Here is a 15154-nt window from a genome sequence, read left to right as displayed (position 1 = left end):
GACTCGAACGCCCGACCAATTGATTAAAAGTCAACTGCTCTACCGACTGAGCTAACGACCCATACCTAACTGTGTGATATTGCGTAAAATAACCGGATGAAGTGGTGGGCGGTATTGGGCTCGAACCAACGACCTCCTCCTTGTAAGGGAGATGCTCTACCAACTGAGCTAACCGCCCACTTCATAATGACTAAATTCTCATTACCACGCTTTAATGTAATTGGTGGGCGGTATTGGGCTCGAACCAACGACCTCCTCCTTGTAAGGGAGATGCTCTACCAACTGAGCTAACCGCCCAATTACATTAAATAATACAACTATCACAACAAATAATAATGGTGGGCGGTATTGGGCTCGAACCAACGACCTCCTCCTTGTAAGGGAGATGCTCTACCAACTGAGCTAACCGCCCGTCGTGATGGGGTGCATTATAGGGATACTGCGCTATGAGTCAACGATTTTTATCGGTTTTTTATCGTAAAAATGATCGTTCGTTTTATTTTTAGTCAAGATGCTTTTTTTAGCACCATAACTGACACAGCAATTAACCAAAATAATCCGTTGTTGTTACTTCGTCAAACAAAAAATAACCTATTTGAAATTTTTCTGCAGGTTAAAAGCTTAATGCCATTGAGGAATTAGCATCCAGTGATAAAATAAAGCAACAATTTCGTTTTTTTGATAATCACGGTTACTTATCTTCTATTTTTGGCTCCTTATATAAGAAAGAATATAAGTAAAACGTACTAAGGCAATCTCAATGAGTAAAATAAAAACCCGTTTTGCACCAAGTCCTACAGGCTATCTACATGTTGGTGGTGCTCGTACTGCACTGTATTCCTGGTTATTTAGCCGTCACAACAAGGGTGAGTTTGTACTTCGTATTGAAGACACCGATTTAGAACGTTCTACTCAACCTGCCATTGATGCAATTATGGACGGTATGAATTGGTTAAATCTAAACTGGGATGAAGGTCCTTACTATCAAACCAAACGCTTTGATCGTTATAATCAAGTTATCGATCAAATGTTAGAAGCAGGTACTGCTTATCGTTGTTATTGTTCTAAAGAGCGTTTAGAGAAACTACGTGAAGATCAAATGGCGAAAGGTGAGAAACCTCGCTACGATGGTTGTTGCCGTCACGGTGATCACAACCATACCCCAGATGAACCCCATGTAGTTCGTTTTTTAAATCCTCAAGAAGGGTCTGTGATTTTTGATGACAAAATTCGTGGCCCGATTGAGTTTAGCAACCAAGAGCTTGATGACTTAATTATCCGTCGTACTGATGGTTCACCTACCTATAATTTCTGTGTAGTGATTGATGACTGGGATATGGAAATTACACACGTTATTCGTGGTGAAGATCATATCAATAATACCCCACGTCAGATCAATATATTAAAAGCACTTGGTGCTCCAGTACCTGAATATGCACACGTATCCATGATCTTAGGTGATGATGGTAAAAAATTATCTAAACGCTATAACGCAGTAAGTGTAATGCAATATCGTGATGACGGTTATTTACCAGAAGCGTTATTAAACTACTTAGTACGTTTAGGTTGGTCTCATGGCGACCAAGAGATCTTTAGCATCGATGAAATGATTAAAGATTTCACTTTAGAAGCTATTAGTAAATCAGCAAGTGCGTTTAATACTGACAAATTACTTTGGTTAAACCATCACTATATTAATACCTTACCTGCTGAACAAGTAGCCGTACACCTAGATTGGCATATCAAACAACAAAATATTGATACTAGTAATGGCCCATCACTGGTTGAATTGATTAAATTACTCGGCGAGCGTTGCAAAACATTAAAAGAGATGGCGGAAAGTTGTCACTACTTTTATGTTGACTTTGATAGTTTCGAAGAAACCGCGGCGAAAAAACACTTACGTCCTGTCGCTCGTCAACCATTAGAAGTAGTTCGTGATAAATTATCAGCAATTACTGATTGGACAGCGGAAAATGTACATAAAGCAATCCAAGAAACCGCTGAAGAATTAGAAGTTGGTATGGGTAAAGTCGGTATGCCTCTACGTGTTGCTGTCACAGGTGCGGGTCAATCTCCTGCACTAGATGTTACTGTTCATGCTATTGGTAAAGCTCGTAGCATCGCTCGTATTAATAAAGCATTAGATTTTATTACTGACAGAGAAAATCAAGCTTAATTGAGCTGATTATCTTATTTCACAACGAAGAGTCGTCACTTATTTTTAAGCGGCGACTCTTTTTTTGTATTCTTTTTCATCAATCAATAAATAATGTGAGATTAAGTGATTGACAGCATTGTGCTTGTTGCCTATTATCAAGCCCGTTCCAGTATGTTGGGGCTATAGCTCAGCTGGGAGAGCGCTTGCATGGCATGCAAGAGGTCAGCGGTTCGATCCCGCTTAGCTCCACCAATATACTTTTGAACAATCCATTATGTGGGGTTATAGCTCAGTTGGGAGAGCGCTTGCATGGCATGCAAGAGGTCAGCGGTTCGATCCCGCTTAGCTCCACCAGAATCTTAAGATCCTGAAGAGAAATCTTCAGGATTTTTTATTTTCACCAATGTATTCACTTAATTAGTAATTCACACTCTCCGCAAAGATAAAACTACTGCGCAGTATATCCCCCATCTACCGCATAAAAAGCGCCTGTTGAAAAACTACTCTCATCTGAAAGTAAAAAGGCCACCATATTAGCCACTTCTTTTCGCGTTGCCATTCGCTTCATGGGATGTGTTGATGCCATCCATTGACGGACTTCATTCGGTAACTGTTGCATTCGCGGTGTGTCTACATACCCAGGCCCTATTGCATTCACACGTATACCTTGCTGTGCAAATTCCAAGGCGGCTGAACGGGTGATCCCTAACACAGCATGTTTGGCTGCAGTATAAGCAGAAATTCCGGCAATACCGACAATACCATTTGTCGAAGATAAATTAACGATACTCCCTCCACCACTTCTTAGTAAGGCTGGAATACCATATTTCAATCCGTAAAATACGCCGTTAATATCGGTATCCATAACCGCTTTCCAATCATCAATATTATAATCAACAATCGATGTATTATGCGGACCTGTAATACCTGCATTATTCACTAATCCATGTAATGCGCCAGTTTGTGCTAATATTGTTTCAAACATGCTTTTAACTTGCTCAGGTGATGTCATATCTGCTTGTAATGCTATGACTTTTTCACCTGTAGGATCGATTGTGTAAGCAGTTTTTTTCACCTGTTCTAATTGTCGTCCACTTATAAAGACTGTTGCACCCGCTTGATATAATCGTTGGGCAACGCCTTCCCCTACTCCTGTTGCAGCCCCAGTGACTAACACCGTTTTGCCGTCAAAATAACTCATATTCACCTCAGTTCACTGAGCCCAAGTAATTAACTTTAGTTAATCATATTGAACAGGATATTTGATTAACTAAAGTTAATCAATATAAATTTTCTTCAGTTAAAATGAGCTGTTATTATTAACTTCAATTAATTTGATAGAAAAATGTAGGTACTAATGGAGCAACTTGAGCTAGAAAACGCCCTATCGCTTTTACAGTGTACTCTGGTTGCACAGCGCACCCGTTATACACCAGAGCAAGTAACTTGGGGACAATATGATATTTTAGAATTATTGCGTTTACGCGGTGATTTAACGCCCTCTCAACTTTGTGAAATTTTAGCTATCTCACGCCAAAATTTATCTAAGTTTATGCGAGGATTAAAATCATTAGGTTTTATTGCTCAGGATCGTTCTAAGAAAGATAAACGTGAATTAATTACGCATTTAACAGATGAAGGTAAAGCTTTTTTAGCAAGGGCCGCTTTAGGCCGAAAACAGAACGCACAGAAGCTACAAGCGCAATTAACACCTGCAGAACAAGCTATGTTTATTGAATTGAGTCATAAAGTTATTAACGCACTAATAGCGGATAAGTTACCTACAGAGCCTGATTAACGCGACTGCTTTAATGGTTTTAGTAACCCTTCTAAGCCATCAATTTTAATTGCTAGGGTCATTTCCATTAGTTGCCCTAGCTTTCCTTCAGGGAAAGTGCCTTTCTTGGCAAACCACAATAAATACTCTTCAGGTAAATCCACCAGCATTCGCCCTTTATATTTGCCAAATGGCATTTGTGTGTTGGCTATATCAATAAGATGCTGTTTTTCTAGCATGATTTCTATCGCTTTATCGAGAAGGAATGATAAGGATTATAAGGTAATTTAACGATAAAAAAAGCAGTACCGACGGGTACTGCTTGATTTATGTTACATGATAACTAAGTTATCCATCTTACATTGTTATTTATTTCACATGCTATCTGTCTTATCTCAATGATTAAACAAACAGGCCTGTGATAGCAGCAGATAAGAAGCTAACTAGCGTAGAACCAAATAGTAATTTAAGACCAAAACGAGAAACCACATTACCTTGCATTTCGTTCAGACCTTTAATAGCCCCTGCAACAATACCGATAGAAGAGAAGTTAGCAAATGAGACTAAGAAGACAGATAAGATCCCAACAGAGCGAGGTGTTAATTCAGCAGCCAGATCTTGCAAGCTTCCCATCGCGACGAATTCATTAGAGACTAATTTAGTTGCCATCACACTACCTACACGTAATGCATCTTGTTCAGGTATACCAATCACCCATGCTAATGGATAGAACACATAACCTAAGCAATCTTGGAAACTAATACCGAAAATCATACTAAAGATAGCGTTTACCGCAGCAATTAATGCGATAAAACCAATCAACATTGCCGCAACGATTAAAGCAACTTTGAAACCAGCTAAGATATATTCACCTAACATTTCGAAGAAGCTTTGACCTTCATGCAGATTACCCATCTGGATATCTTCTTCATTTTCAACAGAATATGGGTTAATCACTGATAGGATAACGAAAGTACTGAACATATTCAGAACCAGTGCAGCAACAACGTATTTAGGATCAAGCATAGTCATATAAGCACCAACAATTGACATTGATACCGTAGACATCGCTGTCGCCGCCATAGTGTACATACGGCGCTGAGACATTTTGCCCAATACATCTTTATAAGCGATAAAGTTCTCAGATTGGCCAAGTACTAAGGAGCTAACCGCATTAAACGATTCTAGTTTCCCCATACCGTTCACTTTGGACAGCACTGTACCGATAATGCGGATCACGAAAGGCAATACTTTGATATGTTGCAAAATACCAATTAATGCAGAAATAAAGATGATAGGACATAATACATTCAAGAAGAAGAATGCTAGACCACCTTTCATCATACCACCGAAGACGAACTCAGTACCTTGTGCGGCATAACCTAATAAGTGATCAAATAGCCCAGCGAAACCACGGACAAAGCCTTCACCAATATCAGAATTGAGGAAGAACCATGCCAATGCGATTTCAATAATTAATAACTGCACAATATAACGCAGACGGATCCCTTTGCGGTTATTACTTGCAATAAATGCTAATGCACCAATAACTGCGAGAGCCAAAACAAAGTGAATGATAGAAGACATGCATGCTCCAAAAATAAAAATAAATCTTGGGGAGCATTTTATGTAACGCGTAACATTACGATGTGATTATTGTCACAATACAGTGAAACCATATACACACTATTTATTAAATAAGATAGGTTGATCACACTTTAGGAGTAACTTAAGTAACACAAAATGTGAATTTAGCTTAAGTTAAAGATGCTACTGAGAACTGCTCTCAATAGCATCTAAGATTATTGTAAACGATTATTTAGATTGATCAAGCAAGCGGATCATTTCGTCTTCATCAATAACAGTAATACCTAATTCATTTGCTTTGGCTAATTTAGAACCCGCCGCTTCACCAGCAATGACCATATCTGTCTTTTTCGAAACGCTACCACTCACTTTTGCACCAAGTGCAACTAATCTATCTTTTGCTTCATCTCGCGTTAATTGAGAAAGAGAGCCTGTCAGCACGACTGTTTTACCAGCAAAAGGATTATCACCTGCTTCATGAGTAGCCACAACCGGTGCCGGCCAAGTAATGCCAATGTCATTAACAAGTTGATCAATCACATTTTTATTATGTTCTTCTTGGAAAAAATTAACCACATGCTTTGCAACAATATCACCCACATCAGGAACTGCCTTTAAGGCTTCAATATTTGCTTCACGTAATGCCTCTAATGAAACAAAATGAGCGGTTAATCCATTGGCCGTTGCTTCTCCTACTTCACGAATACCAAGGGCATAGATAAAACGGGCAAAAGTGGTTGATTTTGCTTTTTCTAATGCATTAAGCAGTTTTTTGGCTGATTTCTCCCCCATACGTTCTAAACCAGATAAGATCTTTTCATCTAAACGGAATAAATCAGCCGGTGTTTTGACATACTCTTTTTCAACCAATTGGTCGATAATTTTATCTCCCATGCCGTCAACATCCATCGCACGACGAGAAACGAAATGTTTAAGCGCCTCTTTACGTTGCGCTGCGCAAATTAATCCCCCCGTGCAGCGGGCAACAGCCTCACCTTCTATACGCTCAATATCAGATTGACAAATGGGGCATTGGGTTGGAAAAACAATTTCTTGTGCATTCTCAGGGCGTTTTTCTTCAATCACACTCACAACCTGAGGAATAACATCGCCTGCACGGCGAATAACCACCGTATCACCAATGCGTAATCCTAAACGTTCAATTTCATCAGCATTATGAAGTGTGGCATTACTGACTATTACCCCTGCCACTTGTACGGGATCTAAACGAGCAACAGGCGTAATCGCCCCTGTACGCCCCACTTGAAATTCAACATCTTTAATTACCGTCATCTGCTCTTGGGCTTGGAATTTGTAAGCAATCGCCCAACGGGGAGCTCGAGATACAAATCCTAACTCTTCTTGTAGTGCAATATCATCCACTTTGATAACCACACCATCAATATCAAAGCCTAGGTTAGGACGAATTTCTGCTACATGATGGTAAAAATCAAGTACGGCTTTAGTTCCAGTGCATAATTTAACAGCATCACTAACAGGTAATCCCCATTTTTTAAATTGCTGTAAACGCGCATAATGGCTAGTCGGTAATTCACCGCCTTCAAGCACGCCAACACCATAACAAAAGAAAGTCAAAGGGCGCTTGGCTGTAATACGAGGATCTAACTGACGTAATGAACCCGCTGCTGCATTACGAGGATTAGCAAATACTTTTCCCCCGGTGCGTCGAGCTTCTTCATTTAAATGCTCAAACCCTTTTTCAGTCATAAAGACTTCTCCACGAATTTCAATTCGTGCGGGGATATTATCGCCATATAAACGTAAAGGGATGGCTTTAATGGTTCTGACATTCTCAGTAATATTTTCTCCAGTGGTACCATCACCACGGGTTGCAGCTTGGACTAAGCGACCATTTTCATACAGTAGACTTACCGCAAGTCCATCTAATTTTAATTCGCAACAAAAAGTGATCTCTTCGTTATTTTTCAGACGATCACGTAAACGCTTATCAAATGCTAAATAGGTTGTTTCATCAAAAGCATTATCTAAAGAGAGCATTGGAATTTCATGTCTAACTTGCTCAAAAGTAGTTAAAGGTAATGCCCCTACCCGTTGAGTAGGAGAATCTGGGGTAATGAGTTCAGGATGTTCGGCTTCTAATGCTTTTAGCTTATTCATTAAGCGATCGTATTCAGCATCAGGAATTTCAGGTGCGTCCATGACATGATAGAGATATTCATGGTGACGTAGTGTAACGCGAAGTTCATCAATTTGTTGTTGAATATTTTGATTCATGAGGTATCACCAAAGAAAGAAAAGCCCCCGCAAGCGGGGGCTGAGGTTGTTGGCAATGTGAGAAAAACCAAGTTTCCCCACTTTGTATTATCAGCCGAAAATCAAGTCATTAATTTTCCTGATTTCTTTAAATCTATCCAACCTAGCACCGCAAGCGAGCTTTTGATAAAAAGACTATTGATGTAAATCTAGCGTTCTACGAATTCTAGATTTATAAAGTTCAATTTTTTGTGGTGTTAACAGTTTGCGCTCTTCATCAAGCACAACACCGCCCACATCAGAGGCAATACGCTGAGCTGCTTGCAACATCAATTTAAAGTTTTGATTAGCATCACCATAAGATGGCACCATCATAAACATGGATACGCCAGGCGTGGTTAATTCAGCCATCGTATCAATATTGAAAGTACCCGGTTTTACCATATTGGCAAGACTAAACAATACAGGGCCATTACCCGTCGGGTTAAGATGTCGATGGAAAATATTCATCGCACCAAACTGGAAACCCGCTTGAATAATGCTCTGCATTAACACCTCACCGTCAAGCATTTGACCATGATGAGCGCTGACATTTAATACTAATACCAGCTCTTCTTCTGCTTTTGGCTCTTCTGTTCCGGATAAAGCTTGCTCAGCTTGTTTCACATCAGATGAGGTTTCAGCATCCAATGGCCTATCTGTATCAGTGGTATGTATTTCATCACTAGCAACAGAGTTCGACGATACTGGTATCGGCTCTACATCGGCAAGTTTTGTCTCACTAATATCACCTTCTTTTACATCAGCATGGTTTACCTCTACTTCGGGTATCGGTTCTTTTTGCTGAGGCGCAGAGTCATTATTTTGTTCAATAACATCAAAAACACCAAGACTAGGCTCTCGTTGTAATGAAGTATCGTTAGAATGTCCCTGTGCTGGTGTTCCAGACATAAGTGGATCTTTATCTGCAACTGAGGATTGTGGCGCAAGTGTTGGCTCCGATTTAACCGGTGGCACACTTTGAGCCTCCTGCGTTGAAGTTAAAGACGACATCTGATGATTTGCCTCAGTATACTGGGGTTCATCATCGTTCTCATCTGACTGATAATTCTGTTTCTGACGTTTTACTGGGCGATTACGGAAAAGCTTAGAACGCTCTTTTCGACCAATCCATAAGCCGTGTAATAACAAAGCTATGATTAAAATCGCACCAACAACGATTAATATCAGACGCAAATTTTGCTGCATCATTTCTATCTCTGTTGTCTTGAGGTTTAATAGCCACAATGGCGAATATTACTTTTACTAAGAGTATTTGCCAATGCTTATAAGTGCAAGCCAATACTTAATTTTCTTGTCACAAAGATACACTCTTCAATACCTTATGCGCATTTTTTAGACAATTTATCACTAGTAAGGCTGATTATCTCTCTATATGATACTAGCTTGCCCTTATAGGAGAGAATAGGAAGTATGACAAATTTGACAGAATCGACCAAAAATTTAAATGGATTTCACTATTTTGCACTTGGGTGGCGATTAATTACTCGCCCGGGTCTAAAACGTTTTGTTATTTTACCCTTACTTGCCAATATTATTATTCTCGGTAGTGCCTTTTGGTGGTTATATGGCCAGATTGGTGAAATGGTCAATTGGATGATGGAAAAAGTCCCTGATTGGCTGCAGTGGTTAAGCTATGTTATCTGGCCACTGTCAGTTATTTTTATTTTGCTGGTCTTTACCTATTTCTTTAGCACCATAGCCAATATTATCGCTTCGCCTTTTAATGGATTATTAGCGGAAAAATTAGAAGGTCAAATAACGGGTATTAATCCTCCGGATACCGGCTTATTAGGTATTACAAAAGATATTCCACGTATTTTAAAACGAGAAATCATCAAGGTTGTTTATTATTTGCCAAGAGCCATTGTATTGTTATTGCTCTATTTTGTTCCCGTTGTTGGACAAACTGTCGCCCCAATTCTTTGGTTTATATTTGGCGCTTGGATGATGGCAATCCAATATAACGACTTTCCGTTCGATAACCATAAAGTCTCTTTCGCCAATATGAAATCAACGCTGAAAAAAGACAAATGGAACAATTTACAATTTGGTATGGTAATTAATATCTTCACTATGATCCCAATCTTAAACCTAGTCATTATGCCGGTTGCAATTTGTGGTGCCACTGCCATGTGGTGTGATCGATATCGTCATCAACATGTACAAGCAGGCCAGTGGTAATACCACGGGTTTCATTGTGATTAGAATCTTTTGGAATAAAAAGTAAAAAAAGTTATAAGGATATTCATAAAGCTTATTTCCATCTTTTGCTTGATAGCGTATGGTAATTTCATCTGACCTTATAAAAAATCATGTACCGAGGATAAAAATGAGCAAAATTTTCGAAGATAACTCGCAAACTATTGGCCATACCCCCCTAGTTCGTTTAAAACATTTCGGTAATGGCAATATCTTAGCTAAAGTAGAATCTCGTAATCCAAGCTTTAGTGTAAAATGCCGTATCGGTGCAAATATGATTTGGGATGCAGAAAAAAAAGGTATCCTGAAACCCGGCGTAGAGCTAGTTGAGCCAACCAGTGGTAATACTGGGATTGCCTTGGCTTATGTAGCTGCCGCACGTGGCTACAAACTGACACTGACTATGCCTGATACCATGAGTATTGAGCGCCGTAAGTTATTAAAAGCATTAGGCGCTAACCTTGTGTTAACTGAAGGCGCTAAAGGTATGAAGGGAGCGATTGATAAAGCGAACGAAATTCGTGATAGCGATCCTAGCCGTTACCTTCTACTACAACAATTTAGTAATCCAGCAAACCCAGAAATTCATGAGAAAACCACAGGCCCTGAAATTTGGAATGACACTGATGGCAAAGTTGATGTAGTTATCGCAGGTGTCGGAACGGGTGGTACCATCACGGGTATTGGTCGCTATTTGAAAAATACTCAAGGTAAAGCTGTCACTATGGTTGCGGTAGAACCTAAAGATTCTCCTGTTATTAGCCAAGCATTAGCAGGTGAAGAAATTAAGCCTGGTCCACATAAAATCCAAGGTATTGGTGCAGGTTTTATCCCTGAAAACTTAGAGTTATCACTATTAGATCGCGTGATCCAAATTACTAACGAAGAAGCATTTGAAACAGCTCGTGACGTTATGACCAAAGAAGGTATTTTAGCGGGTATTTCATCCGGTGCGGCAATTGCGGCTGCAGTGAAATTAGCTAAAGAGCCAGAATTTGCTAATAAAGAAATCGTAGTGATTTTACCTTCTTCAGGTGAACGTTATCTCAGCACCCCACTTTTTGCTGATATCTCTGACAGCTAAATCGCGTCACCTAAAATGTAAAATATTTATTAAAAAAGCACCTTCAGGGTGCTTTTTTTGTGGTAGAGATCAAACTTTGTTATCCAGATAGGTGATTTATTCTGTCGAGTTTAGTATTTAATCAAGTAATTATTTCGAAGGTCGAAATTAATCAGAAAATAGGCAAGTGATAAAAACAGCACTGCTTTCAATTTCTGGGGACTATTTTTATCGGATAACGTAACATGGCTTATATTATCTGATATTGCTACGCAAAGCAGGACAATTTCATCTACACTTACTAAGTCCTGACTTAATGTGAATAATTGAGTTATAAAAGGAAAAAATCCTATGTACCAGCAAGAAGTTACTATTACAGCACCAAACGGCTTACATACTCGTCCTGCAGCACAGTTAGTAAAAGAGGCTAAAACTTTCTCTTCTGATATTAGTCTTATTTCTGGTGGTAAATCAGCCAGCGCGAAGAGCTTATTCAAATTACAAACTTTAGGATTAACCCAAGGTACTGTAGTCACTATTTCTGCTGAAGGCGAAGATGAAAAACAAGCAGTAGAACATTTAGTTAAGTTAATGGCTGAGTTAGAGTAATCCAGTTACCTTTCGCTATTCATTAACGTCCTATTTTCCCCTGAAAATCGCTCAGGGGAATTTATAACTCGATGATTTTAAAACAGCAGTGTCTCTTGATCCTATTTTTTTAAAATTATCACCAGCAAGTCGTAGGATAAATTATGATTTCAGGAATTTTAGCTTCACCGGGTATCGCATTTGGTCAAGCTCTTCTACTTAAAGAAGAACCTATTATTATTAGCCAACGTAAAATCCAAAGTGACGAAGTTGACACCCAAATCGAACGTTTTAAAGATGGTCGTAATAAATCAGCGCAACAACTAGAAATCATTAAAGCCCGTGCTGAAAAAAATCTTGGTGCCGATAAAGCTGAGATTTTTGAAGGCCATATTATGTTATTAGAAGATGAGGAACTCGAACAAGAGATCATATCCCTCATCAAAAGTGACAAGAAAACCGCAGAAGCAGCGGTTCAATCTGTTATTGAAGATCAGGCAACCGCATTAGAAGCCTTAGATGATGAGTACTTAAAAGAGCGTGCGGCTGACGTTCGTGATATTGGTAAGCGCTTAATGCGTAATATCTTAGAGATGCCAATTATCGATTTAAGTGCTATTTCTGAAAAAGTGATTTTAGTTGCTACAGATTTAACGCCATCAGAAACAGCGCAGCTTAGCTTAGACAATGTGTTAGGCTTTATCACTGACTTAGGGGGCAGAACATCGCACACCTCTATCATGGCACGCTCTTTAGAGATCCCAGCGATTGTTGGCACATCTAATGCAACAGAAACCATTAAAAAAGAAGATTATCTGGTTCTTGATGCGATTAACAATAAAATCATTATTAATCCTTCTGATGAAGAGCTCGAAGCATTAAAGGCTATCAAAGAAGAGTACCTACATGAAAAAGAAGAGCTGGCAAAACTAAAAGATTTACCAGCAATTACCCTTGATGGGCATCAAGTTGAAGTTTGCGCTAATATAGGTACTGTACGTGATGTCGCAGGTGCTGAGCGTAATGGTGCGGAAGGTGTTGGACTCTATCGTACTGAATTCCTATTTATGGATAGAGATTCCTTACCAACAGAAGAAGAGCAATTCCAAGCTTATAAAGCTGTGGCTGAAGCTGTAGGCAGTCCTGCGGTCATTATCCGTACTATGGATATTGGTGGCGATAAAGACTTACCTTACATGAATTTACCGAAAGAAGAGAATCCATTCTTAGGTTGGCGTGCAATTCGTATTTGTCTTGACCGCAAAGAGATCCTTCATCCACAATTACGTGCTATCTTAAGAGCGTCTGCTTTTGGTAAACTACGTATTATGTTTCCAATGATTATCTCTGTTGAAGAGATCCGAGCATTGAAAGCGGAACTTGAAATACTGAAAAGCCAGCTTCGTGAAGAAAATAAGCCTTTTGATGAATCTATCGAAGTCGGTGTTATGGTTGAAACGCCAGCAGCGGCTGTTATGGCTCGCCATATGGCAAAAGAAGTTGACTTTTTCAGTATTGGGACTAACGATCTAACACAATATACTCTGGCTGTAGACCGTGGAAATGAGCTGATATCTCATCTATATAATCCAATGTCACCTGCTGTACTTAATCTGATTAAACAGGTGATTGATGCATCACACGCTGAAGGTAAATGGACTGGAATGTGTGGTGAGCTTGCCGGGGATGAACGGGCAACAATGTTGCTTCTGGGCATGGGATTAGATGAGTTTAGTATGAGTGCTATATCAATTCCTCGCATCAAAAAAATTATTCGTAACGCAAATTTTGATGATGCAAAAGCACTGGCAGAGCAAGCACTTGCTCAGCCGACTGCAAAGGAATTAATGGACTTAGTAGAAACTTTTACTAAAGAAAAAACACTGTGCTAATAACGTTAGCCAGAGCCCGGTCCCAACTAAAATAATTAGGAGAAGATTCATGGGTCTGTTTGATAAATTAAAATCACTGGTTTCAGAGGAAAAGAAAGGCAGTGGCACGATTGATATTGTTGCACCACTTTCTGGTGAAATCGTCAATATCGAAGATGTTCCTGATGTTGTTTTCGCTGAAAAAATTGTAGGTGACGGTATTGCTATCAAACCTGCTGGTCATAAAATTGTTGCACCAGTTGATGGTACTATCGGTAAAATTTTCGAGACTAACCATGCTTTCTCTATTGAGTCTGACAACGGTATCGAATTATTTGTCCACTTCGGTATCGACACAGTTGAACTAAAAGGTGAAGGATTTAAACGTATCGCTGAAGAAGGTCAACAAGTTAAAGTCGGTGATACTGTTTTAGAATTTGATTTAGCGGTATTAGAAGAAAAAGCAAAATCGGTATTAACACCGGTTGTGATTTCTAATATGGATGAAATCCAAGGTTTAACTAAAATGACAGGCCCAGTAACTGTTGGTGAAACCGTTGTAATGCAGATCAAAAAATAATTTTTAATCTGTTCTCACTTTTAAACCGCCACATTTCCTCTGTGGCGGTTTTTATATGCAAACGAATAAGCTTTAACGAGCGCAGAAAACTCAACCAAACACCCCAGTTGATAAATAGCGATCGCCTCTATCACAAATAATAGCCACAATCACAGCCCCTGGGTTCTCTTTAGCAACGCGTATTGCACCAGCTACGGCTCCCCCAGAACTAACGCCACAGAATATACCTTCTTTACTCGCTAATAGGCGCATGGTTTGTTCTGCTTCTGTTTGGGACATATCTATAACACTATCAACCAACTCTTTTCGAAAAATACCGGGTAAATAGGCTGGAGACCAACGACGAATACCCGGAATTTGACTTTTTTCTTCCGGTTGTAAACCGACAATTTTTACTGTGTCCGATTGCGTTTTTAGGTAACTCCCCACCCCAGTTATCGTACCTGTTGTTCCCATGCTAGAAACAAAATGGGTAATACGCCCTTGAGTCTGTTGCCAAATTTCAGGGCCAGTTGAAGTAAAATGCGCTCGAGGGTTATCGGGGTTATTAAACTGATCTAATACCTTCCCTTCACCTTTACGCTCCATTTCTTGCGCTAAATCTCTCGCCCCTTCCATACCAATTTCACGGCTAACCAAAATAAGCTCGGCGCCATACGCTTGCATGGATGCTTGACGCTCTTTACTCATATTTTCCGGCATTAATAATTTTAGTCGATAACCTTTTACTGCCGCTATCATCGCTAAAGCAATCCCTGTATTACCACTGGTTGCCTCAATTAATGTATCGCCAGGTTTAATTTCACCGCGTAATTCAGCTTGCTCAATCATCGATAACGCGGCTCTATCTTTCACAGAACCCGCCGGATTATTGCCTTCAAGCTTAACCCATATTTCTGCATCTAATCCTTGTGAAAGTCGTTGTAATTTGACCAATGGTGTATTACCAATAAATTGTACTAAGCCTGCCACAATAAATCCCTGATCATTTATTTGTTTGTATTAATGAAGAAATCATATTTAACTTATT

At 39.5% G+C, this 15154-nt stretch carries 13 protein-coding genes and 5 tRNA genes; 9 read left to right on the top strand and 9 right to left on the bottom strand.

Features of this window, described 5'->3' with window-relative positions; translation table 11 throughout:
* Positions 1–102 precede the first annotated feature (102 nt).
* The 3 genes from GWI58_RS09590 to GWI58_RS09580 all read right to left on the bottom strand — a co-directional run bounded on the left by GWI58_RS09590 (position 103) and on the right by GWI58_RS09580 (position 412).
* Positions 103–178 (bottom strand) — tRNA-Val (locus GWI58_RS09590).
* Positions 179–221: 43 nt separating this feature from the next.
* Positions 222–297: transfer RNA gene (locus tag GWI58_RS09585), tRNA-Val, on the bottom strand.
* Positions 298–336: 39 nt separating this feature from the next.
* A tRNA-Val gene (locus GWI58_RS09580) sits at positions 337–412 on the bottom strand.
* A 348-nt stretch (positions 413–760) separates the two neighbouring features.
* On the opposite strand from GWI58_RS09580, the gene gltX reads away from it, so the two are divergent.
* The 3 genes from gltX to GWI58_RS09565 all read left to right on the top strand — a co-directional run bounded on the left by gltX (position 761) and on the right by GWI58_RS09565 (position 2515).
* Positions 761–2179: a glutamate--tRNA ligase gene (gene gltX, locus GWI58_RS09575; protein WP_161769128.1), complete on the top strand. Its 1419-nt coding sequence runs from the start codon at positions 761–763 to the stop codon at positions 2177–2179.
* Between the two features lie 158 nt (positions 2180–2337).
* Positions 2338–2413 (top strand) — tRNA-Ala (locus GWI58_RS09570).
* Between the two features lie 26 nt (positions 2414–2439).
* A tRNA-Ala gene (locus GWI58_RS09565) sits at positions 2440–2515 on the top strand.
* A 94-nt stretch (positions 2516–2609) separates the two neighbouring features.
* Here the strand turns inward: GWI58_RS09565 and GWI58_RS09560 are convergent.
* Positions 2610–3362 carry an SDR family NAD(P)-dependent oxidoreductase gene (locus tag GWI58_RS09560; RefSeq protein WP_161769127.1) on the bottom strand — a complete coding sequence of 251 codons (753 nt, stop codon included), beginning with the start codon at positions 3360–3362 and terminating at the stop codon, positions 2610–2612.
* 156 nt (positions 3363–3518) lie between these two features.
* Here GWI58_RS09560 and GWI58_RS09555 point away from each other — a divergent pair, with 156 nt between their 5' ends.
* Positions 3519–3959 (top strand): MarR family winged helix-turn-helix transcriptional regulator, encoded by a 441-nt coding sequence (locus GWI58_RS09555; protein WP_004248417.1) that lies wholly within the window; start codon positions 3519–3521, stop codon positions 3957–3959.
* On the opposite strand, the gene GWI58_RS09550 is transcribed toward GWI58_RS09555, so the two are convergent.
* The 4 genes from GWI58_RS09550 to zipA all read right to left on the bottom strand — a co-directional run bounded on the left by GWI58_RS09550 (position 3956) and on the right by zipA (position 9011).
* A complete protein-coding gene (locus tag GWI58_RS09550) occupies positions 3956–4177 on the bottom strand; it encodes a DUF3820 family protein (RefSeq protein WP_004243788.1) in 222 nt (73 codons plus the stop codon). The genes GWI58_RS09555 and GWI58_RS09550 overlap by 4 nt on opposite strands.
* A 163-nt stretch (positions 4178–4340) precedes the next feature.
* Complete coding sequence (locus tag GWI58_RS09545) at positions 4341–5525, bottom strand: NupC/NupG family nucleoside CNT transporter (RefSeq protein WP_004248418.1); 1185 nt, start codon at positions 5523–5525, stop codon at positions 4341–4343.
* A 228-nt stretch (positions 5526–5753) separates the two neighbouring features.
* Positions 5754–7781 carry an NAD-dependent DNA ligase LigA gene (gene ligA, locus GWI58_RS09540; RefSeq protein ID WP_094959801.1) on the bottom strand — a complete coding sequence of 676 codons (2028 nt, stop codon included), beginning with the start codon at positions 7779–7781 and terminating at the stop codon, positions 5754–5756.
* Between the two features lie 174 nt (positions 7782–7955).
* The gene (gene zipA / locus GWI58_RS09530) at positions 7956–9011 is read right to left on the bottom strand and encodes a cell division protein ZipA (protein ID WP_094959800.1); all 1056 of its coding nucleotides are present in this window, start codon (positions 9009–9011) and stop codon (positions 7956–7958) included.
* A 222-nt stretch (positions 9012–9233) separates the two neighbouring features.
* Here zipA and cysZ point away from each other — a divergent pair, with 222 nt between their 5' ends.
* The 5 genes from cysZ to crr all read left to right on the top strand — a co-directional run bounded on the left by cysZ (position 9234) and on the right by crr (position 14124).
* Positions 9234–10004: a sulfate transporter CysZ gene (gene cysZ, locus GWI58_RS09525; protein WP_004248421.1), complete on the top strand. Its 771-nt coding sequence runs from the start codon at positions 9234–9236 to the stop codon at positions 10002–10004.
* A gap of 148 nt (positions 10005–10152) precedes the next feature.
* Positions 10153–11106, top strand: coding sequence for a cysteine synthase A (gene cysK / locus GWI58_RS09520; protein WP_004248422.1), 954 nt, complete (start codon positions 10153–10155; stop codon positions 11104–11106).
* A gap of 330 nt (positions 11107–11436) precedes the next feature.
* Positions 11437–11694: a phosphocarrier protein Hpr gene (gene ptsH, locus GWI58_RS09515; RefSeq protein ID WP_004243798.1), complete on the top strand. Its 258-nt coding sequence runs from the start codon at positions 11437–11439 to the stop codon at positions 11692–11694.
* Between the two features lie 143 nt (positions 11695–11837).
* Positions 11838–13565 carry a phosphoenolpyruvate-protein phosphotransferase PtsI gene (ptsI, locus tag GWI58_RS09510; RefSeq protein ID WP_004243799.1) on the top strand — a complete coding sequence of 576 codons (1728 nt, stop codon included), beginning with the start codon at positions 11838–11840 and terminating at the stop codon, positions 13563–13565.
* A gap of 49 nt (positions 13566–13614) precedes the next feature.
* On the top strand, positions 13615–14124 hold the full coding sequence (gene crr, locus GWI58_RS09505) for a PTS glucose transporter subunit IIA (RefSeq protein WP_004243800.1): 510 nt from the start codon (positions 13615–13617) through the stop codon (positions 14122–14124).
* A 90-nt stretch (positions 14125–14214) separates the two neighbouring features.
* Here crr and cysM read toward each other — a convergent pair whose 3' ends face one another.
* Positions 14215–15096: a cysteine synthase CysM gene (cysM, locus tag GWI58_RS09500; RefSeq protein WP_094959799.1), complete on the bottom strand. Its 882-nt coding sequence runs from the start codon at positions 15094–15096 to the stop codon at positions 14215–14217.
* Positions 15097–15154 lie beyond the last annotated feature (58 nt).

This window comes from Proteus sp. G2674, from assembly GCF_009915195.1.
GTDB classification, from domain to species: domain Bacteria; phylum Pseudomonadota; class Gammaproteobacteria; order Enterobacterales; family Enterobacteriaceae; genus Proteus; species Proteus mirabilis.
The sequence above is the reverse complement of the archived record's forward strand: the minus strand, read 5'-3'. Positions and strand labels throughout refer to the sequence as shown.